This window comes from Pseudomonas sp. Je.1.5.c, assembly GCF_051129895.1.
Lineage (GTDB): Bacteria > Pseudomonadota > Gammaproteobacteria > Pseudomonadales > Pseudomonadaceae > Aquipseudomonas > Aquipseudomonas urmiensis.
In genome coordinates, this window is the sequence record NZ_JBCPSP010000023.1 from 48570 (window position 1) to 68169 (window position 19600).

General features: G+C 61.4%; 16 protein-coding genes. 12 read left to right on the plus strand and 4 right to left on the minus strand.

Annotated elements, in window-relative coordinates:
* Positions 1 to 279 precede the first annotated feature (279 nt).
* The 4 genes from xdhA (at position 280) to guaD (ending at position 6351) form a co-directional block, all read left to right on the plus strand.
* Positions 280 to 1734 (plus strand): xanthine dehydrogenase small subunit, encoded by a 1455-nt coding sequence (xdhA, locus tag AAZU54_RS17005; protein ID WP_186556287.1) that lies wholly within the window; start codon positions 280 to 282, stop codon positions 1732 to 1734.
* The gene (xdhB, locus tag AAZU54_RS17010; RefSeq protein WP_186556286.1) at positions 1727 to 4126 is read left to right on the plus strand and encodes a xanthine dehydrogenase molybdopterin binding subunit; all 2400 of its coding nucleotides are present in this window, start codon (positions 1727 to 1729) and stop codon (positions 4124 to 4126) included. Before xdhA ends, xdhB begins: the two co-directional genes overlap by 8 nt.
* Before the next feature lie 64 nt (positions 4127 to 4190).
* The gene (gene xdhC / locus AAZU54_RS17015) at positions 4191 to 5036 is read left to right on the plus strand and encodes a xanthine dehydrogenase accessory protein XdhC (RefSeq protein ID WP_405128806.1); all 846 of its coding nucleotides are present in this window, start codon (positions 4191 to 4193) and stop codon (positions 5034 to 5036) included.
* Between the two features lie 10 nt (positions 5037 to 5046).
* Positions 5047 to 6351 (plus strand): guanine deaminase, encoded by a 1305-nt coding sequence (guaD, locus tag AAZU54_RS17020; RefSeq protein ID WP_405128807.1) that lies wholly within the window; start codon positions 5047 to 5049, stop codon positions 6349 to 6351.
* Here the strand turns inward: guaD and aqpZ are convergent.
* Positions 6348 to 7046 carry an aquaporin Z gene (gene aqpZ / locus AAZU54_RS17025; RefSeq protein WP_434727432.1) on the minus strand — a complete coding sequence of 233 codons (699 nt, stop codon included), beginning with the start codon at positions 7044 to 7046 and terminating at the stop codon, positions 6348 to 6350. The two genes, guaD and aqpZ, sit on opposite strands and share 4 nt — an antisense overlap.
* 148 nt (positions 7047 to 7194) lie before the next feature.
* Positions 7195 to 7953, minus strand: coding sequence for a GntR family transcriptional regulator (locus AAZU54_RS17030; RefSeq protein ID WP_186556282.1), 759 nt, complete (start codon positions 7951 to 7953; stop codon positions 7195 to 7197).
* Positions 7954 to 8307: 354 nt separating this feature from the next.
* On the opposite strand from AAZU54_RS17030, the gene AAZU54_RS17035 reads away from it, so the two are divergent.
* Positions 8308 to 9657: an NCS2 family permease gene (locus tag AAZU54_RS17035; protein ID WP_186556281.1), complete on the plus strand. Its 1350-nt coding sequence runs from the start codon at positions 8308 to 8310 to the stop codon at positions 9655 to 9657.
* A 957-nt stretch (positions 9658 to 10614) separates the two neighbouring features.
* On the opposite strand, the gene uraH is transcribed toward AAZU54_RS17035, so the two are convergent.
* Positions 10615 to 10968, minus strand: coding sequence for a hydroxyisourate hydrolase (gene uraH / locus AAZU54_RS17040; protein WP_186556280.1), 354 nt, complete (start codon positions 10966 to 10968; stop codon positions 10615 to 10617).
* 389 nt (positions 10969 to 11357) lie between these two features.
* Between uraH and puuE the strand changes: the two genes are divergently transcribed.
* From puuE to AAZU54_RS17075, 7 genes are all read left to right on the plus strand, one after another.
* Positions 11358 to 12284 carry an allantoinase PuuE gene (puuE, locus tag AAZU54_RS17045; protein WP_186556279.1) on the plus strand — a complete coding sequence of 309 codons (927 nt, stop codon included), beginning with the start codon at positions 11358 to 11360 and terminating at the stop codon, positions 12282 to 12284.
* A complete protein-coding gene (uraD, locus tag AAZU54_RS17050) occupies positions 12284 to 12799 on the plus strand; it encodes a 2-oxo-4-hydroxy-4-carboxy-5-ureidoimidazoline decarboxylase (protein WP_186556278.1) in 516 nt (171 codons plus the stop codon). Before puuE ends, uraD begins: the two co-directional genes overlap by 1 nt.
* Positions 12800 to 12908: 109 nt before the next feature.
* Entirely contained in the window at positions 12909 to 13412 is a 504-nt protein-coding gene (locus AAZU54_RS17055; RefSeq protein WP_186556277.1) for an ureidoglycolate lyase, read from the plus strand.
* A 72-nt stretch (positions 13413 to 13484) separates the two neighbouring features.
* Complete coding sequence (locus AAZU54_RS17060) at positions 13485 to 14813, plus strand: urate hydroxylase PuuD (RefSeq protein WP_186556276.1); 1329 nt, start codon at positions 13485 to 13487, stop codon at positions 14811 to 14813.
* A gap of 256 nt (positions 14814 to 15069) precedes the next feature.
* Positions 15070 to 16425: a nucleobase:cation symporter-2 family protein gene (locus AAZU54_RS17065; RefSeq protein WP_434727433.1), complete on the plus strand. Its 1356-nt coding sequence runs from the start codon at positions 15070 to 15072 to the stop codon at positions 16423 to 16425.
* A gap of 140 nt (positions 16426 to 16565) precedes the next feature.
* A complete protein-coding gene (locus tag AAZU54_RS17070; protein WP_186556274.1) occupies positions 16566 to 17351 on the plus strand; it encodes an outer membrane protein OmpK in 786 nt (261 codons plus the stop codon).
* A 356-nt stretch (positions 17352 to 17707) separates the two neighbouring features.
* Positions 17708 to 18490 carry an outer membrane protein OmpK gene (locus AAZU54_RS17075; protein ID WP_186556273.1) on the plus strand — a complete coding sequence of 261 codons (783 nt, stop codon included), beginning with the start codon at positions 17708 to 17710 and terminating at the stop codon, positions 18488 to 18490.
* A gap of 151 nt (positions 18491 to 18641) precedes the next feature.
* Here AAZU54_RS17075 and AAZU54_RS17080 read toward each other — a convergent pair whose 3' ends face one another.
* Positions 18642 to 19556: a DUF808 domain-containing protein gene (locus AAZU54_RS17080; RefSeq protein WP_434727434.1), complete on the minus strand. Its 915-nt coding sequence runs from the start codon at positions 19554 to 19556 to the stop codon at positions 18642 to 18644.
* Positions 19557 to 19600 lie beyond the last annotated feature (44 nt).

Consider the following 19600-nt stretch of genomic DNA (forward strand, 5'->3'; position numbering starts at 1 on the left):
TTAGTGGAGCTGGCCCCAGGCAAACGCGCAACGCCTGCCTGGGAGCAAAGCCTGCAAACTACCAAGCAAGCTGGCTGCAAACGCCAAATACCTGCGCAACTCGTCACTCCACCCCCAATAAATCCGGCGCGATCTATGCTTACGGTAAAGGCAGTGTTCGCGGCCTAGACTCATTACAGATAATTTCTTGACCTTTGAGTCAGAAAATTATTGACCAAGAGGTCAAGGGTTGCTTAGAGTCCGCCCGAACAACAATAAAACCATTGCGAGGCCTTCCCCGTGATCCAGTTTCTCGTCAACCAGGAGCTGCGTAATGAGCACGCCCTGGACCCGAACATGACGGTGCTGCAATACCTGCGTGAGCACCTAGGCAAACCCGGAACCAAGGAAGGCTGCGCCAGTGGCGACTGCGGCGCCTGCACCGTGGTCGTGGGCGAGCTCACCCAGGACGACCAAGGTCACGAGACCCTGCGCTACCGCAGCCTCAACTCGTGCCTGACCTTCGTCTCGTCGTTGCACGGCAAGCAACTGATCAGCGTCGAGGGCCTCAAGCATCAAGGCGAGCTGCACAGTGTGCAGCGGGCAATGGCTGACTGCCATGGTTCGCAATGCGGCTTCTGCACCCCGGGCTTTGTCATGTCGCTGTTCGCCCTGCAGAAAAACAGCCAAGGCCATGACCTGCAGCAAGCCCAGGAAGCCCTCGCCGGCAACCTGTGCCGCTGCACCGGCTACCGGCCGATTCTCGCCGCTGCCGAGCAGAGCTGCGCCATGCCCTGCCGCGATCAGTTCGATGCCCAGCAGGCGCAAACCATCGCTCGCCTCAAAGCCATCGCCCCGAGCGAAACCGGCGAACTCAACAGCGGCGACAAACGCTGCCTGGTACCGCTTACCGTGGCCGACCTGGCCGACCTGTACAGCTCGCACCCAGAAGCTCGCCTGCTCGCAGGCGGCACCGACCTGGCCCTGGAAGTCACCCAGTTCCACCGCACCTTGCCGGTGATGATCTACGTCGGTGGCGTGGCCGAACTCAAGCGCATCGACAAGAGCGCCACGCACCTGGAAATCGGTGCAGCCACCCCTCTGACCGACTGCTATGGCGCGCTGAGCGAAGAATACCCGGACTTCGGCGCCCTGCTGCACCGCTTCGCCTCCCTGCAGATCCGCAACCAGGGCACCCTGGGTGGCAACATCGGCAACGCCTCGCCGATTGGCGACTCACCGCCCCTGCTGATCGCCCTGGATGCCCAGGTGGTACTGCGCCAGGGTCAACGTCAGCGCACCCTGGCCCTGGAAGACTACTTCATCGACTACCGCATCACCGCCCGCCAGGACAGCGAGTTCATCGAGAAGATCATCGTGCCGCGCGCCAGCAATGACTGGACCTTCCGCGCCTACAAGGTTTCCAAACGTCTGGACGACGATATCTCGGCGGTGTGCGCAGCGTTCAACCTGAGCATCGAGAATGGCGTGGTCAGCGGCGTGCGCATCGCCTTCGGCGGCATGGCGGCGATCCCCAAACGCGCCCGCGCCTGTGAAGCGGCGCTGCGCGGCAAGCCTTGGAACCAGGCCACCCTGGAGCGCGCCTGCCAGGCGCTGGCTGAAGACTTCAGCCCGCTCACGGACTTCCGTGCGAGCAAAGAGTACCGCCTGCTCACCGCGCAGAACCTGCTGCGCAAGTACTTCATCGAACTGCAATCGCCGCACATCGAAACCCGGGTGACCGCCTATGTCTAACCATCACGCCGTCAAGAGCCAGGCCGAGATGGCCGAACTGTTCCGCCAGGACCTGAGCACCGGGGTCGGCCGCAGCGTCAAGCACGACAGCGCCGACAAACATGTGTCCGGCGAGGCGATCTACATCGATGACCGCCTGGAATTCCCCAACCAGTTGCACGTCTATGCGCGCACCTCGGACCGCGCCCACGCGCGCATCCTGCGCATCGACACCACGCCCTGCTACGCCTTCGAAGGTGTGCGCATCGTCATCACCCACGAAGACATTCCGGGCCTGAAGGACATCGGCCCGGTCGTAGCCGGCGACCCACTGCTGGCGATCGACAAGGTCGAGTTCTTCGGCCAGCCCGTGCTCGCCGTCGCTGCCCGCGACCTGGAAACCGCACGCCAGGCGGCGATGGCGGCAATCGTCGAGTACCAGGACCTGGAGCCGGTGCTCGATGTGGTCCAAGCGCTGCGTAAAAAGCACTTCGTGCTCGACAGCCACACCCACCAGCGCGGTGACTCGGCAGCAGCACTGGCCAGCGCCCCGCACCGCTTGCAGGGCACGCTGCACATCGGCGGCCAGGAGCACTTCTACCTGGAGACGCAGATCTCCTCGGTGATGCCCACCGAAGATGGCGGCATGATCGTCTACTGCTCCACGCAGAACCCCACCGAAGTGCAGAAGCTGGTCGCCGAAGTACTCGACGTACCGATGAACAAGATCGTCCTCGACATGCGCCGCATGGGTGGTGGTTTCGGCGGCAAGGAAACCCAAGCGGCCAGCCCCGCCTGCCTGTGCGCGGTGATCGCACGCCTGACCGGACAGCCGACCAAGATGCGCCTGCCCCGGGTCGAAGACATGACCATGACTGGCAAGCGTCACCCGTTCTACGTCGAATATGACGTGGGCTTCGATGATGACGGCCGCCTGCATGGCATCCAGTTCGACCTGGCCGGCAACTGTGGCTACTCACCTGACCTGTCTGGCTCGATCGTCGACCGCGCCATGTTCCACTCCGACAACGCCTATTACCTGGGCGATGCCACCGTGCATGGCCATCGCTGCAAGACCAACACCGCCTCCAATACCGCCTACCGCGGCTTTGGCGGCCCGCAAGGGATGGTCGCCATCGAGCAGGTGATGGACCACATCGCCCGTCAGCTGGGCCGTGACCCGCTGGCGGTGCGCAAGGCCAACTACTACGGCAAGACCGAGCGCAACGTCACCCACTACTACCAGACCGTCGAGCACAACATGCTCGAGGAGATGACCGCAGAGCTCGAGGCCAGCAGCGATTACGCCGAGCGCCGCGAGTCGATCCGCCGTTTCAACGAGCACAGCCCAATCCTGAAAAAGGGCCTGGCGCTAACGCCGGTGAAGTTCGGTATTTCCTTTACCGCCACCTTCCTCAACCAGGCCGGTGCGCTGATCCACATCTATACCGACGGCAGCATTCACCTCAACCACGGCGGCACCGAGATGGGCCAGGGTTTGAACACCAAGGTCGCGCAGGTTGTGGCGCAGGTATTCCAGGTCGATTTCGATCGCATCCAGATCACCGCAACCAACACCGACAAGGTGCCCAACACCTCGCCAACCGCAGCCTCCAGTGGCGCCGACCTGAACGGCAAGGCCGCTCAGAACGCCGCCGAAATCCTCAAGGCACGGTTGACTGAGTTTGCTGCACGGCACTGGAAGGTCACCGAGGAAGACGTCGAGTTTCGCAATGGCCATGTGCGCATTCGCGAAGAGATCGTCAGTTTCGAGCAGTTGGTGCAGCAGGCGTACTTTGCCCAGGTATCGCTGTCGAGCACCGGCTTCTACCGCACCCCGAAGATCTACTACGACCGCACTCAGGCGCGTGGTCGGCCGTTCTACTACTTCGCCTTTGGGGCGGCCTGCGTCGAAGTGATCGTCGATACGTTGACCGGCGAGTACAAGATGCTGCGTGCCGACATCCTGCACGACGTCGGTGACTCGCTGAACCCGGCCATCGACATCGGCCAGGTGGAAGGCGGCTTTATCCAGGGTATGGGCTGGTTGACCACCGAAGAGCTGGTGTGGAACGCCAAAGGCAAGCTGATGACCAACGGCCCGGCCAGCTACAAGATTCCCGCCGTCGCCGACATGCCGTTGGACCTGCGGGTGAAACTGGTGGAAAACCGCAAGAATCCGGAGGACACCGTGTTCCATTCCAAGGCCGTTGGCGAGCCGCCGTTCATGCTCGGCATCGCTGCCTGGTGCGCGATCAAGGATGCGGTGGCGAGCATTGCCGGCTACCAGGTGCAGCCGAACATCGACGCCCCGGCAACCCCCGAGCGGGTACTGTGGGGCTGCGAGCAGATGCGCCAGGCGCTGGCCGCAGCGCAACCTGCAGAAGTTGAAGTGGAAACCGTAACGCATTAACGCCGCGGCTCTCTGTTGGAGCGGGCATGTCCGCTCCAACAGTGATCGAGAGAGGATCTGCATCATGCACCAATGGATCAACGCCCTCGCCGACCTGCAAGCCCGCGGCGAAGCCTGCGTCCTGGTGACCATCATCGAGGAGCGCGGCTCGACCCCGCGCAACGCCGGCTCGAAAATGGTCGTCAGCGCCAGCCAGATGTTCGACACCATCGGCGGCGGCCACCTGGAATACAAAGCCCTGCACATCGCCCGGCAGATGCTCGAGGAACAACGCAGCACCCCACACCTGGAGCGCTTCAGCCTCGGGGCCAGCCTCGGCCAATGCTGCGGCGGCGCCACTGTGCTGCTGTTCGAACCAATGGCCGCAGTACAGGCACAGATCGCCGTGTTCGGCGCGGGCCATGTCGGTCGCGCTCTGGTACCCTTGCTCGCCGCCCTGCCCTGCCGAGTGCGCTGGATCGATTCGCGCGAGCAGGAATTCCCCGATCTGATCCCAGCCGGGGTGAGCAAGATCATCAGCGAGGAGCCGGTCGACGAAGTCGCCGAACTGCCAGCAGGCAGTTACTGCATCGTCATGACCCACAACCACCAGCTCGACCTGGAGCTGACTGCGGCCATCCTCAAGCGCAACGATTTCACCTGGTTCGGCCTGATCGGCTCGAAGACCAAGCGCGTCAAGTTCGAGCACCGCCTGCGTGAACGCGGTTACGACGATGCCCTGCTGGCACGGATGCGTTGCCCGATGGGCCTGGCCGAGGTCAAGGGCAAGCTGCCGATCGAGATCGCCGTGTCCATCGCCGCGGAAATCATTGCCACCTACAACGCCTGCTTTGGCCAGCACGACGCTGGCGTGAACGCCGGCCCCATTGCCCAACTGCTGCCGCCCTCTCGGCGCAGCCAAGCCATTTGACGAGCGTGATATGACTGCAACCCGTAAAGCCTACCGATCGGCCATCCTGCACAGCATCGCTGACCCAGCCGAGGTCGGCCTGGAGGCCTCCCATGCCTATTACGAAGACGGCCTGCTGGTAGTCGACAACGGCCGCATCAGTGCCTTGGGGCATGCCAGCGAGCTGCTGCCGACGCTGGATGCCGACATCGAAGTGGTGCACTACCAGGATGCCCTGATCACCCCAGGCTTCATCGATACCCATATCCACTTCCCGCAGACCGGCATGATCGGCTCCTATGGCGAGCAACTGCTGGACTGGTTGAACACCTACACCTTCCCGTGCGAAAAGCAGTTCGCCGACAAGGCCCATGCCGACAACGTCGCGAAAATCTTCCTCCAGGAACTGCTGCGCAATGGCACCACCACCGCCCTGGTGTTCGGCAGCGTGCACCCCGAGTCGGTCAACGCCCTGTTCGAAGAAGCCCAACGCCTGGACCTGCGCCTGATCGCCGGCAAGGTGATGATGGACCGCAACGCACCGGACTACCTCACCGACACCGCCGAATCTTCCTACAGCGAAAGCAAGGCACTGATCGAGCGCTGGCACGGCAAGGGCCGCCTGCACTACGCAGTTACTCCTCGCTTCGCCCCGACCAGCACCCCAGAGCAACTGGCCCTGGCCGGACAACTGCTCAAGGAGCATCCGGGCGTGTATATGCACACCCACCTGTCGGAGAACCTCAAGGAAATCGACTGGGTCAAGGCGCTGTTCCCTGAACGCACAGGCTACCTGGACGTCTACGACCACTTCGAGCTGCTCGGCGAGCGCTCGGTGTTCGCCCACGGCGTGCACCTGTGCGATGAAGAATGCCAGCGCCTGGCCGAGACCGGTTCGGCGATCGCCTTCTGCCCGACCTCCAACCTGTTCCTGGGCAGCGGCCTGTTCAACCTGCCGCAAGCGGAGAAGTTCAAGGTCAACGTCGGCCTGGGCACCGACGTGGGAGCCGGCACCAGCTTCTCGCTGCTCAATACCCTCAACGAGGCGTACAAAGTCATGCAGTTGCAGGGCGCTCGCCTGCACCCGTACAAGTCGCTGTACCTGGCCACTCTCGGCGGCGCCCGCGCGCTGCGCCTGGACGACCGCATCGGCAGCTTGGAGCCTGGCAACGACGCCGACTTCGTGGTGCTCGACTACAAAGCCACGCCGCTGCTGGACTACCGCATTCAGCAGTCCAACAGCATCGAGGAGACTCTGTTCGTCCTCACCACCCTGGGCGACGACCGTACCGTGCGTGAAACCTTCGCGGCCGGGCGCTGCGTGCACCAGCGCTAAGGTTCGCGCGCCAGCCCTCGATACAGCGCGCCGCCGATCACAGCCCCGATCAGCGGCGCCACCCAGAACAGCCACAACTGCTGCAACGCCCAGCCTCCCACGAACAACGCCGGCCCGGTGCTACGCGCCGGGTTCACCGAAGTGTTGGTGACCGGGATGGAGATCAAGTGGATAAGGGTCAGGGCCAGGCCAATGGCAATTGGCGCAAAGCCCGCCGGCGCACGAGCATCGGTGGCGCCCATGATGATCACCAGGAACATCGCCGTCATCACCACTTCACTGGTGAACCCCGCCAGTAGCGAATAGCCGCCGGGGGAGTGCTCGGCATAGCCGTTCGAGGCAAGCCCCGACGACAACTCGAAGCCGGCCTTGCCACTGGCAATGAAGTAAATCATCGCAGCGGCCAGGATTGCCCCGACCACCTGGGCGACGACGTAGGGCAACAGCTCTTTGGCAGGAAACCGGCCACCGACCACCAGCCCTAGCGAAACCGCAGGGTTGAGATGACAACCAGAGATATGGCCGATGGCGAAGGCCATGGTCAGGACGGTGAGACCGAACGCGAACGCGACACCCAGAACGCCGATGCCGATGGGAGAGCTGGCCGCCAGCACCGCGCTGCCGCATCCCCCCAGGACCAACCAGAATGTGCCGACCAGCTCGGCACCCATGCGCACACCCAGGGACGTAGTCATGGACCTTTCCTCAAGTAGTTGGACGCAACGGTTGCGCAAGCCCAACTGCTTGATGAAGGTTTGCAGGAGTGAAATCTAGCAGAGCTTTGGCTAATGGCCAGTAACGACTGGGGCCGCTGTACGGCCCCATTATCATCCAGGCAAACGATCAACCTTTGGCAGAAGCCTTGGGCTTTTTCTGCAGCAAGTGCGAGAACACTGCATGCAGGTCGTCCGAGGCGCTCTCCTCGTCCAGGTTCAGCTTGCTGTCGATGTGGTCCATGTGATGCATCATCAGGCTCACCGCCTGCTGCGCATCGCGCGCTTCGATGGCGTCGATCAGTTGCATGTGCTCATCGTACGAGCAATGCGAGCGGTTGCCGCTTTCGTACTGGGCGATGATCAGCGAGGTCTGCGATACCAGGCTGCGCTGGAAACTCACCAGCGGTGCATTACCGGCAGCCTCAGCCAGCTTGAGGTGGAATTCACCGGACAGGCGAATACCCGCGCCACGGTCGCCACGCGAGAAGCTGTCGCGCTCTTCGCGAACCATCTGGCGCAGTTCGTTGAGTTGCTCGAGCGTTGCATGCTGCACCGCCAGCTCAGTGATCGCACGCTCGACCATACGCCGGGAGAAGAACACCTGGCGGGCTTCTTCAACCGTTGGGCTGGCGACAACCGCACCACGATTGGGCCGCAGCAGCACCACGCTTTCATGGGCCAGACGCGACAGAGCGCGACGGATGATGGTGCGGCTGACACCGAAGATCTCGCCCAGCGCTTCCTCGCTCAACTTGGTGCCCGGCGCCAGCCGCTGCTCGAGGATCGCCTCGAAAATATGCGCGTAGACGATGTCATCCTGGGTACCACTGCGGCCGGCCTTGCCATTGCGCACAGGTTTCTTGAGAGGTTGCAGCTGTTCGTTCATGGGCACTCGAGCACGGGAATCCGCCAGTCGGACCTTGACTGTAATACCTGTCAGAGGGTGGATGGCAAGCCCTGGTTGGAAAATAAAGGATAAAGGTATGGGCCTATTGTACACAGGCTGACCCGTTTCTGCAGGTGGCCTTTCGGCATATAGCCATCAGACGTCAGATTGTTCGTACAAAAGATAAAACATTATTTGCATTCTTTGTACACAAAAGGATAATCCAGCGAGCAACTTCTTGACCCTGAAGTCAACAAACGGTCGGATGTCTGCCAATCCCCCTCGCGGAGTCACCAAGTGCATAGCGCAGGTCACTGGCTCCGAACAACAAGAAAGACTTGAGGAGTACTCGCTGTGGAAAGCCGCAAATCCGAAGCCCCTACGCTGGATCTCGCCCCACCGCTCGAAACGAGTTGGCTGGAGCGGATTTTCAAACTCAAGCGACACGGCACCACGGTCAAGACCGAAATGATCGCCGGGGTGACCACCTTCATCACCATGGCCTACATCATCTTCGTCAACCCCAACATCATGGCTGACGCCGGCATCGACCACGGGGCAGCGTTCGTCGCCACGTGCATCGCCGCCGCCCTTGGTTGCCTGCTGATGGGGCTGTACGCCAACTGGCCGGTTGGCCTGGCACCGGGCATGGGCCTGAATGCCTTCTTCACCTATACCGTGGTCGGAACCATGGGGTACACCTGGGAGGCCGCGCTGGGTGCGGTGTTCGTCTCTGGGGTGCTGTTCATGTTCCTGACCTTGTCACGGGTGCGTGAGTGGCTGCTCAACAGCATCCCAGTGAGCTTGCGTCATGCGATGGGTGCCGGCGTCGGATTGTTTCTCGGACTGATCGGCTTGAAGACTGCAGGCATCGTTGTCGATAGCCCTGCCACCCTGATCAAGTTGGGCTCGCTGCATGAGCCGGGGCCACTGCTGGCGGCGGTGTGCTTCCTGATGATTGCCGTGCTCAGCTACCACCGGGTGTTCGGCGCGATCCTGATCGCCATCATCACCGTTACCTTGGCAGGCTGGGGTCTGGGCCTGGTGCAGTATGGCGGGGTGTTCTCGCTGCCGCCGAGCCTGGCGCCGACCTGGATGGCCATGGATGTGGCGGGTGTGTTCAACGTCAGCATGATCAGCGTGGTCCTGGCGTTCTTGTTCGTGCATATGTTCGACACGGCGGGGACCTTGATGGGCGTTGCCCAGCGGGCCAACCTGGTAGCGGCGGATGGCAAGATCGAGAACCTGTCGCGGGCGCTGAAGGCAGACAGTGCGTCGAGCGTCTTTGGTGCTGCGGTGGGCGTGCCACCGGTGACCAGCTATGTGGAGAGTGCTGCGGGCGTGGCAGCGGGTGGGCGCACCGGGCTGACCGCCGTGGTGGTCGGGCTGCTGTTTGTCGCGGCGATGTTCTTTGCCCCGCTGGCGGGGATGATTCCTGCTTATGCCACCGCGGGGGCGCTGATCTATGTGGCGATGCTGATGATGGGAAGCATGGCGCACATTCACTGGGATGAGGCGACTGACAGCATTCCGGCGATTGTCACGGTGATCATGATGCCGTTGACGTTTTCGGTGGCCGATGGGATTGCCTTGGGGTTCATCAGCTATGTGGTGCTCAAGGCGGGGACTGGGAAGTACAAGGAGATCTCGGCTAGCCTTTGGGTGCTTTGTGCGATCTTTATTGCCAAGTTTGTGTTTCTTTGAGGTGGGCTTGGGCTTCTAGAGATTTGAGCTTATCCATTTGAGGGGGCGGCGCTACTGGCCCCTTCCGCCCTTACGGCGGCCTACTTTGGTCTTGGCCAAAGTAGGCAAAGCCGCTCGCTCCTGCATACGGCCCCTGCGCTGCGCTCCGGGGTCCCTTCGCGCCGGCGCCTTCCAGGCCCGCGCGGCCTACGATTTGCTGCGCAAATCTACATCTCGCGCCTTCGGCCGCGCCGAAGGGTGCTATCGCACCTGGCCCTCCAGACACCTCTGCTCAGCCTCCTGAAGTCGCGAATCTGCGTCGCCTGGAATTACGCGCACGAAGATCAAGAGCAGCGAATCGCTGCGCTCTCGCAGAAGCCAAGGCCAAGGTTTGAATTTTTCTTTTGTGTTGTTTGTTCTGGCCTCTTCGCGGGGCAAGCCCGCTCCCACGATACCGCGCCGCTTTTGGTTGGCGGTGACTCGTGGGAGCGGGCTTGCCCCGCGATGGCGTCCAACTATCCACCACACCTGGCACTATCGCCAGATAACGCCAGCCCAGTCGCCGCCACTAACTTCGCGACTTCAGGAGGCCGAGCGTAGGTGTCTGGAGGGCCAGGTGCGATAGCACCCTTCGGCGTAGCCGAAGGCGCGAGATGTAGATTTGCGTAGCAAATCGTAGGCCGCGCGGGCCCGGAAGACACCGAAGCGAGGGGACCCGAAGCGCAGCGTAGGGCCGGATGGTGGAGCGCAGCCTTTTTTGGTTACTTTTGGCTGGGCCGGCACACCGGGCGTTTGCCAAAAAGTGACCCGCCGTAGGGCGGAAGGGTGCCTAAATGTCGCCATCGCGAATGGATATGTACACAAAACCACAAACAACACAAAACCACAAAACCACAAAACCACAAAACCATCAGACGAAAAAAAGCCCGCCAGTGTGAGAGCGGGCCAAAGACCTACGAAGATTCTTCTAGCGACCAACTAGCTTCCACGATAGGTCGAGTAGCTATAGGGCGAGATCAGCAGCGGCACATGGTAGTGCTCCTGCTTTTCATCAATCCCAAACCGCAGCACCACAACATCCAGGAACGCCGCTTCTGGCAAAGCCACGCCCCGAGCCCGATAGTAGTCCCCAGCACTGAACTGCAACTGGTATACCCCAGTGCGGTAGTCATCACCCTGCAGCAACGGCGCATCGACCCGGCCATCGCTATTGGTCAGCGCAGTATTCACCAACTCCAGCTGCTGGCCTTCGACACGGTACAACTCGACCTTGATCGAGCTACCCGGGCAGCCATGCGCAGCATCCAGTACGTGAGTAGTCAAACGTCCCATGTGCTTGTCGCCTCTTGTTCAAATCGTGGGCAGAAAATACCCAGCAGGCACCACGAAAGCGCCTACCGTGTGTGGGAATGGCGCCATTAAGACACTTTCTCTAAAAATTGTACACAATTTTTTCGACCCTTGCGCAACACCCCGGTAACCTCCCCCAAGAATAGGCCACCAGTCGCCAAATATAGGCGCCATGCACACGCCAAGGTCATTAGCTGACCAAACAGGCAGGTTTCTTGCAATACATTCTCAGGCGACAAAAGGGAAGAAATGCGGAAAAACAGGCTTACAAATGATTTCAGAAGTTGTATACAATCAGCCCATCCGGTGAGTGCGACAACCCGACGCGGGTCCACCCACCCCCGCACACACGTACAAGAAGGAAGACTGCAGTGAGCGCTGACTACCCTCGCGACCTGATCGGTTACGGCAACAACCCACCTCACCCGCAATGGCCGGGTAACGCCCGCATTGCCTTGTCTTTCGTCCTCAATTACGAAGAAGGTGGCGAGCGCAACATCCTGCACGGTGATAAAGAGTCCGAAGCCTTCCTCTCCGAGATGGTCGCGGCGCAACCGCTGCAAGGCCAACGCAACATGAGCATGGAGTCGCTCTACGAGTACGGCAGCCGTGCCGGCGTATGGCGCCTGCTCAAACTGTTCAAGGACACCGGCGTACCGCTGACCATCTTCGCCGTGGCCATGGCCGCCCAGCGCCACCCCGACGTGATTCGCGCCATGGCCCAAGCCGGCCATGAAATCTGCAGCCACGGCTACCGCTGGATCGACTACCAGAACATGGACGAGGCGCAGGAGCGCGAGCACATGCTCGAAGCCATCCGCATCCTCACCGAACTCACCGGCGAACGCCCACTGGGCTGGTACACCGGCCGCACCGGGCCGAACACCCGCCGGCTGGTGATGGAGGAAGGCGGCTTCCTCTATGACAGCGACACCTACGATGACGACCTGCCCTACTGGGAGCCGAACAACCCGACCGACAAGCCGCACCTGGTGATCCCCTACACCCTGGACACCAATGACATGCGCTTCACCCAGGTGCAGGGCTTCAACTGCGGCGAGCAGTTCTTCCAGTACCTCAAGGACGCCTTCGACGTGCTCTACGAAGAAGGTGCCGAGGCGCCGAAAATGCTCTCGATCGGCCTGCACTGCCGCCTGGTCGGCCGCCCGGCTCGCCTGGCTGCACTGAAGCGCTTCGTCGAATACGCCAAGAGCCATGAGCAGGTCTGGTTCGCCCGTCGCGTGGATATCGCCCGCCACTGGCACACCACCCACCCGTACAAGAAAGAGAACGCCTGATGACCGCCTTCAAGACCCTCACGCCATCGACCCTGAGCCGCGACGCCTTCGTCAGTGCCTTCGCCGACATCTACGAGCACTCGCCGTGGGTCGCCGAGAAGGCCTATGACCTCGGCCAACGGGTCGAGCTGGACGAGATCGAGGCGCTGCACCAGCGCATGAGCGATATCCTCCTGAGCGCCAACCACAGCGACCAGCTGGCCCTGATCAACGCTCACCCGGACCTCGCTGGCAAGGCCGCGATCCAGGGCGAGCTGACCGAGTCGAGCACCAACGAGCAGGCCGGCGCCGGTATCCACCAGTGCACCGCCGAAGAGTTCGCTCGCTTCACCGAACTCAACGATGCCTACAAGGCCAAGTTCCAATTCCCTTTCATCATGGCGGTCAAGGGCAGCAACCGGCACCAGATTCTCGCCGCCTTCGAAAAACGCATCCATAACGATGCTGATACCGAATTCAAGGAAGCCCTGGCGCAGATCAACCTGATCGCGCTGTTCCGCCTGCTGCAATTGTAAGGACACACCGTCAAGGCCTGGCCCGAGTGCACCACGTGAGCGCACCCAGGGCCTGACCCAAGGCAGTTGTCCAACCCTACATAGAACATAGAAAAAAGAGATAACAAGCATGCGCACACTAGTGATCGAGCCCCTGACCAAAGAAGCCTTTGCCCCGTTCGGTGACGTGATCGAAACCGATGGCAGCGACCACTTCATGATCAACAACGGCTCGACCATGCGCTTCCACAAGCTCGCCACGGTCGAAACCGCCGAGCCCGAGGACAAAGCGATCATCAGCATCTTCCGCGCCGACGCCCTGGAGATGCCCTTGACCGTACGCATGCTCGAACGCCATCCGCTGGGCAGCCAGGCTTTCATTCCGCTGCTCGGCAACCCCTTTCTGATCGTGGTCGCGCCAGTTGGCGATGCACCTGTATCAGGTTTGGTCCGCGCTTTCCGCAGCAACGGCAGGCAGGGCATTAATTACCATCGCGGCGTTTGGCACCACCCGGTGCTGACGATCGAAAAGCGGGATGACTTCCTGGTGGTTGATCGCAGTGGTTCCGGCAACAACTGCGACGAGCATTATTTCACCGAGGAACAGATGCTGATCCTCAATCCCCACCAATAAGAAAAGGTCGGTCATCCAAGCACTGGGCGACATGCTCAGTGCCTGAACCGTGACCGGCAAGAGGTACATACTGTGGAAGCACACCTTCACGAATGGCTGAACCTGAGCATTCGCTGGGTTCACATGATCACCGGCGTGGCCTGGATCGGTGCATCGTTCTACTTCGTCTGGCTCGAGAACCACCTGAATCGAAGCAACCCGCGCGATGGGTTGTCAGGTGATCTCTGGGCCATCCATGGTGGTGGTATCTACCACCTGGAGAAGTACAAGCTGGCCCCGCCGAAAATGCCTGAGAACCTGCACTGGTTCAAATGGGAAGCCTATTTCACCTGGATGTCCGGTATCGCCCTGCTGTGCGTGGTGTTCTACTGGAACCCGACCCTGTACCTGCTGGCACCAGGCAGCACCCTCAGCGGTGCCGAAGGCGTGGCGATCGGTATCGGCTCGCTGGTCGCCGGCTGGTTCATCTACGACTTCCTCTGCGACTCGCCACTGGGCAAGCGCCCCGCCCTGCTCGGCGGTGTGCTGTTCGTGCTGATCATCGCCGCCTGCTGGGGCTTCAGCCTGGTATTCAGCGGTCGCGGCGCGTACCTGCACACCGGCGCGATCATCGGCACCATCATGGTCGGTAACGTGTTCCGCATCATCATGCCGGCCCAGCGCCAGTTGGTGGCGGCAATCGAGAACAACCAGACCCCTGATCCGGTACTGCCGGCCAAGGGCCTGCTGCGCTCGCGTCATAACAACTACTTCACCCTGCCGGTGCTGTTCATCATGATCAGCAACCACTTCCCGAGCACCTATGGCAGCCAATACAACTGGCTGATCCTGGCCGGGATCGCCGTGGCTGCGGTACTGATTCGTCACTACTTCAACACCCGCCACGACAGCAACAAGTTCGCCTGGACCCTGCCTGTCGGCGCCCTGGCGATGATCTGCCTGGCCTATGTGACCGGTCCCAAGCCGCTGCCCACCGCACCTGAGCAGGCTGCCGCGCAGGTCGAGTACCAGCCGCTGCCAGCGACCGCTGTAGGGGGCAAGACCGCTGCCGAACTGCGCGCCGAAGAAGCTGCCAAAGCCGCCCAAGCGCCTGCCGCAGCGGCCGAGGCTCCAGCTCAGGCCAGCACCCAGGCCGCCGGTGGCGCTTTCGACAAGATCCACACGGTCATCCAGGAACGCTGCACCGTGTGCCACTCGTCCAAGCCAACCAGCCCGCTGTTCAGCGCCGCCCCTGGCGGTGTGATGTTCGACACCCCGCAGCAGATCCAGGCCCAGGCCGCGCGCATCCAAGCGCAAGCGGTCGCCAGCCAGATCATGCCGCTGGGCAACATCACCCAGATGACCGTCGAGGAGCGCAAGTTGGTCGGTGACTGGATTGCCAAAGGCGCCCCAGTCAACTGATCGAGACAGCGGCAACGACGCGTCAACCTGTAGGAGCGGGCTTGCACGCGAATGCGATAGAGCGTGCACTATCGCCATCGCGAGCAACACCGCTCCTACAGACGCAGTGGCTTTGCCGCTTACGCTATACGCAGTACGCAACAAGCAAGCATCGAGCGTCAGGCCTCAACCGGGAACCCCTAGCTTTCTAACCAGAGCTTGCCGATTGAGACCCAGCGCTTGGATCCGAGAATAAGAACAAAACTCGAGGTGCTGCATGTCCGAGTCACCCAAGGCGTACATCCCCGTTGCGCCGCCACGACAGCCCCTGCCCCTGTTTCAGCTGATCCTGGTAGGTTTGCAACATGTTCTGCTGATGTACGGAGGCGCGATCGCCGTGCCGCTGATCATCGGCCAGGCCGCTGGCCTGTCGCGCGAAGAAGTCGCGTTCCTGATCAACGCCGACCTGCTGGTCGCAGGCGTTGCCACCATCATCCAATCGTTCGGTATCGGTCCTGTCGGCATTCGCATGCCGGTCATGATGGGCGCCAGTTTTGCTGCGGTCGGCAGCATGGTGGCCATGGCCGGCATGCCCGGCGTCGGCCTGCAGGGGATCTTCGGCGCGACCATCGCCGCCGGTTTCTTCGGCATGCTGATCGCACCGTTCATGTCCAAGGTGGTGCGCTTCTTCCCGCCACTGGTCACCGGCACCGTGATTACCTCGATTGGCCTGTCGCTGTTCCCGGTGGCAGTCAACTGGGCCGGTGGCGGGCATGAGGCCGAGACCTTCGGCTCGCCGATCTACCTGATGGTGGCGGGCCTGGTGCTGGCCGTGATCCTGTTGATCAACCGCTTCATGCGCGGCTTCTGGGTCAACGTTTCGGTGCTGGTCGGCATGGGCCTGGGCTACATCCTGGCCGGTTCGATCGGCATGGTCGACCTGTCGGGCCTGGCCCAGGCGCCATGGCTGCAAGTGGTCACGCCGCTGCACTTCGGCATGCCGACGTTCAGCCTGGCGCCGATCCTGTCGATGTGCCTGGTAGTGGTGATCATCTTTGTCGAGTCCACCGGGATGTTCCTGGCCCTGGGCAAAGTGACCGATCGCGAAGTGACCCCGGGCATGCTCCGCCGCGGTCTGTTGTGCGACGCCGGCGCCTCGTTCGTCGCTGGCTTCTTCAACACCTTCACCCACTCCTCGTTCGCCCAGAACATCGGCCTGGTGCAGATGACCGGCGTGCGCTGCCGCTACGTCACGGTGGTCGCGGGTGCGCTGCTGATCGGCCTGAGCCTGCTGCCCAAGGCGGCCTACCTGATCGCCTCGATCCCGCCTGCGGTCCTTGGCGGCGCGTCCATTGCCATGTTCGGCATGGTCACCGCCACCGGGATCAAGATTTTGCAGGAGGCGGACATCTCCGACCGCCGCAACCAGCTGCTGGTCGCGGTCAGCGTGGGCTTTGGCCTGATCCCGGTGATCAAGCCCGAGTTCTTCGCGCAAATGCCACAGTGGATGGAGCCAATTACCCACAGCGGTATCGCCATGGCCACGCTCAGTGCCCTGGTGCTGAACGTGCTGTTCAACATCCTCGGTGGCGCTGATCGGGCGGCGCATAACGACGCCTGTCACCAGCACTGAGTGCGCGGGGTGGCGCGGTCGGCCACCCCGTTTTTCAACCTCGTCGTACCGCAACACCGTCGGCCCGCCGGAATGGGCCGCTCGGGGCGCGTTTGCGCCAAAAAAACCCCAACAAAAACAATAAGTCCGGGAATCACAACATGAAGCGCATCACCTCGTCCCTGTTGCTGGGCAGCAGCCTGCTGGCCACCCTCCCCACGCATGCAGGCGAATGGCTGCAATGGCACGGCGAAAGCCTGACCTACTTGTACGGCAAAGACTTCAAGGTCAACCCCGACATCCAGCAGACCATTACCTTCGAGCACGCCAACAAATGGAAGTACGGCGACACCTTCCTGTTCGTCGACAAGATCTTCTACAACGGCAAGGCCGACCCAAGCAAAGGCGTGACCACCTACTACGGTGAGTTCAGCCCGCGCCTGTCACTGGGCAAGATCACCGGCAAGAGCTTCGCCTTCGGCCCGGTCAAAGACGTGCTCCTGGCCATGACCTACGAGCGCGGCGAAGGCGACAACGAGGCCTACCTGATCGGCCCCGGGTTCGACCTGGGGATTCCCGGCTTCAACTACTTCACCCTGAACTTCTACCTGCGCAACACCGAAGGCAGCCGCCCCGGTGACAACGTTTGGCAGATTACCCCGGCCTGGTCCTACACCATCCCAGTGGGACGCTCCGACATCCTTATCGATGGCTACATCGACTGGGTAGTGGACAACGACCAGACCCGCCGCGGCACCTATCACGCCAACCTGCAGTTCAACCCACAGGTCAAATACGACCTGGGCAAGGCTCTGAACATGGGCGCCAAGCAGCTGTATGTGGGCTTTGAATACAGCTACTGGAAAGACAAATACGGCATCGACAGCCGCGGCAATGTCGACAGCAATCAAAGCGTCGCCAGCGCCCTGGTGAAGGTGCACTTCTAAGAATCTGACCAAACGCCCAAGTTTGGTGAGTAGTGCTCCAGGACGGAGCACTTGAGGACCGGCGCGCAAGTGAGTAATCTGCGCGCCCCCTCGCTCAGGGCAGAATGATTTCTGCCTGCGTTTACTGACCGCTCAGTCAATGAATTCGGGCGGTTGGCCAACGTTTTGCCAGCCTCAAGTTACCCATTTCATCCGTTCAGAAAGACGTCGAGCAGGATGGTTGTGACCAACCCGGAAAGTTGGCGCAGCTCTTGCCAAATAGCTGTGGCCAATCGAAAAAAGCTGACTCAAAAGACAAGAACAGCGCCGCCACCGAGCGCTGACAACAGATCCGACTCAAGGGAGCGACACACGCAATGCGTACCATCAATAGCCTGATCCTCGCTGGCGGCCTGCTGGCCTCTGGCGCCAGCGTCGCCGGTGACCTGCTGCAGTGGCAGAACAACAGCCTGACCTACCTCTGGGGCAAGAACTTCAAGGTCAACCCAGAGACCCAGCAGACCTTCACCTTCGAGCACGCCGATGGTTGGAAGTACGGCGACAACTTCATCTTTGTCGACAAGATCTTCTACCAGGGCAAGAAAGACGCCAGCAATGGCCCCAACACCTACTACGGCGAGATCAGCCCGCGCCTGTCGTTCGGCAAGATCTTCGATCAGAAGATCGCCTTCGGCCCGGTCAAAGACGTGCTGTTGGCGATGACCTACGAGTTCGGCGAGGGTGATACCGAGGCGTACCTGATCGGTCCTGGTTTTGACCTGGATATCCCTGGTTTCGATTACTTCCAGCTGAACTTCTACCAGCGCACCACCGATGGCAGCCGCCCCGGTGACAACGTCTGGCAGATCACCCCAGTGTGGTCGTACACCATCCCGGTCGGCTCGTCCGACATCCTCATCGATGGCTTCATGGATTGGGTGGTGGATAACGACGAGAACCGTCGCGGCACCTATCAGGCCAACCTGCACTTCAACCCACAGATCAAGTATGACCTGGGCAAGGCGCTGCACTTTGGCGAGAAGCAGCTGTACGTCGGTATCGAGTACGACTACTGGAAGAACAAGTACGGGATCAAGGATTCCGATGCGTTCACCACCGACCAGAACACCGCGAGCCTGTTGGTCAAGGTGCACTTCTGATCTGAGTGTTCGGGGCCGCTCTGCGGCCCTTCGCGGGCAAGCCCGCTCCTACAGGTATAACGCTGCTGAACCTGTGGGAGCGGGCTTGCCCCGCGATAGCGATTTCATTGACGACGCAATCGCAGGGCAAGCTCGCTCCCCACGATTGACATCAGCTAGCAGGACGTACCACCCGCCAAACCTTACCCAGCACGCTGACCACCACCAGCACCACGGCCCCGGCAACCACCCCGGCAAGCCCATTGAGCAACGCCCCGGTCAGTGCCCCGCCGCGCCCTTGGCTGAAGGCTTCGATGGCATGATGCAACGGCGCAATGCCATGCACCAGAATCCCGCCGCCGACCAAAAACATCGCCGCAGTACCGATCACCGACAGACTCTTCATCATGTACGGCGCGGTGCGCAGAATTGCGTTCCCCACCGCCTGCGCCGCACGCGAGGCTTTTTGGGTCAGCCACAGGCCAAGGTCATCGAGCTTGACGATGCCGGCCACCAGGCCATACACACCAATGGTCATGACGATGGCGATACCCGACAGCACGATGATCTGCTGCGCCAGCGGGGCGTCGGCCACCGTACCCAGGGTAATGGCGATGATCTCCGCCGAGAGGATGAAGTCGGTGCGCACCGCGCCCTTGATCTTGTCCTTCTCATAGGCCACCAGATCGACATTCGGATCTGCCACCGCTTCGGCGCGGGCGCCGTGCTCGGCGGCATCCTCGGCCTTGCTGTGGAGAAACTTGTGCGCCAGCTTCTCGAAGCCCTCGAAGCACAGATAAGCCCCGCCCAGCATCAGCAACGGGATCACCGCCCAAGGAATGAAGGCACTGATCAACAGCGCCGCCGGAACCAGGATCAGCTTGTTCAGGAACGAACCCTTGGCCACCGCCCAGACCACCGGGATTTCCCGTTCGGCACGCACGCCAGTGACTTGCTGGGCGTTCAGTGCCAAATCGTCACCGAGCACGCCAGCGGTCTTTTTCGCCGCGACCTTGGTCATCAGCGAGACATCGTCGAGCACCGTGGCGATGTCGTCGATCAGTACCAGTAGACTGCTTCCTGCCATGTTTGCCGGTTTCCCATTGAGTGAATCGTCGAATTCTAGCCCAA

Excerpts from the sequence above, each read along its gene's own strand:
- uraD (WP_186556278.1), top strand. The coding sequence starts at position 12,284 with ATGACCGCCTTCAAGACCCTCACGCCATCGACCCTGAGCCGCGACGCC.
- xdhC (WP_405128806.1), top strand. The coding sequence starts at position 4,191 with ATGCACCAATGGATCAACGCCCTCGCCGACCTGCAAGCCCGCGGCGAA.
- xdhB (WP_186556286.1), top strand. The coding sequence starts at position 1,727 with ATGTCTAACCATCACGCCGTCAAGAGCCAGGCCGAGATGGCCGAACTG.
- aqpZ (WP_434727432.1), bottom strand. The coding sequence starts at position 7,046 with ATGACTACGTCCCTGGGTGTGCGCATGGGTGCCGAGCTGGTCGGCACA.
- AAZU54_RS17055 (WP_186556277.1), top strand. The coding sequence starts at position 12,909 with ATGCGCACACTAGTGATCGAGCCCCTGACCAAAGAAGCCTTTGCCCCG.
- AAZU54_RS17075 (WP_186556273.1), top strand. The coding sequence starts at position 17,708 with ATGCGTACCATCAATAGCCTGATCCTCGCTGGCGGCCTGCTGGCCTCT.
- AAZU54_RS17080 (WP_434727434.1), bottom strand. The coding sequence starts at position 19,556 with ATGGCAGGAAGCAGTCTACTGGTACTGATCGACGACATCGCCACGGTG.
- AAZU54_RS17065 (WP_434727433.1), top strand. The coding sequence starts at position 15,070 with ATGTCCGAGTCACCCAAGGCGTACATCCCCGTTGCGCCGCCACGACAG.
- AAZU54_RS17070 (WP_186556274.1), top strand. The coding sequence starts at position 16,566 with ATGAAGCGCATCACCTCGTCCCTGTTGCTGGGCAGCAGCCTGCTGGCC.
- guaD (WP_405128807.1), top strand. The coding sequence starts at position 5,047 with ATGACTGCAACCCGTAAAGCCTACCGATCGGCCATCCTGCACAGCATC.
- AAZU54_RS17030 (WP_186556282.1), bottom strand. The coding sequence starts at position 7,953 with ATGAACGAACAGCTGCAACCTCTCAAGAAACCTGTGCGCAATGGCAAG.
- uraH (WP_186556280.1), bottom strand. The coding sequence starts at position 10,968 with ATGGGACGTTTGACTACTCACGTACTGGATGCTGCGCATGGCTGCCCG.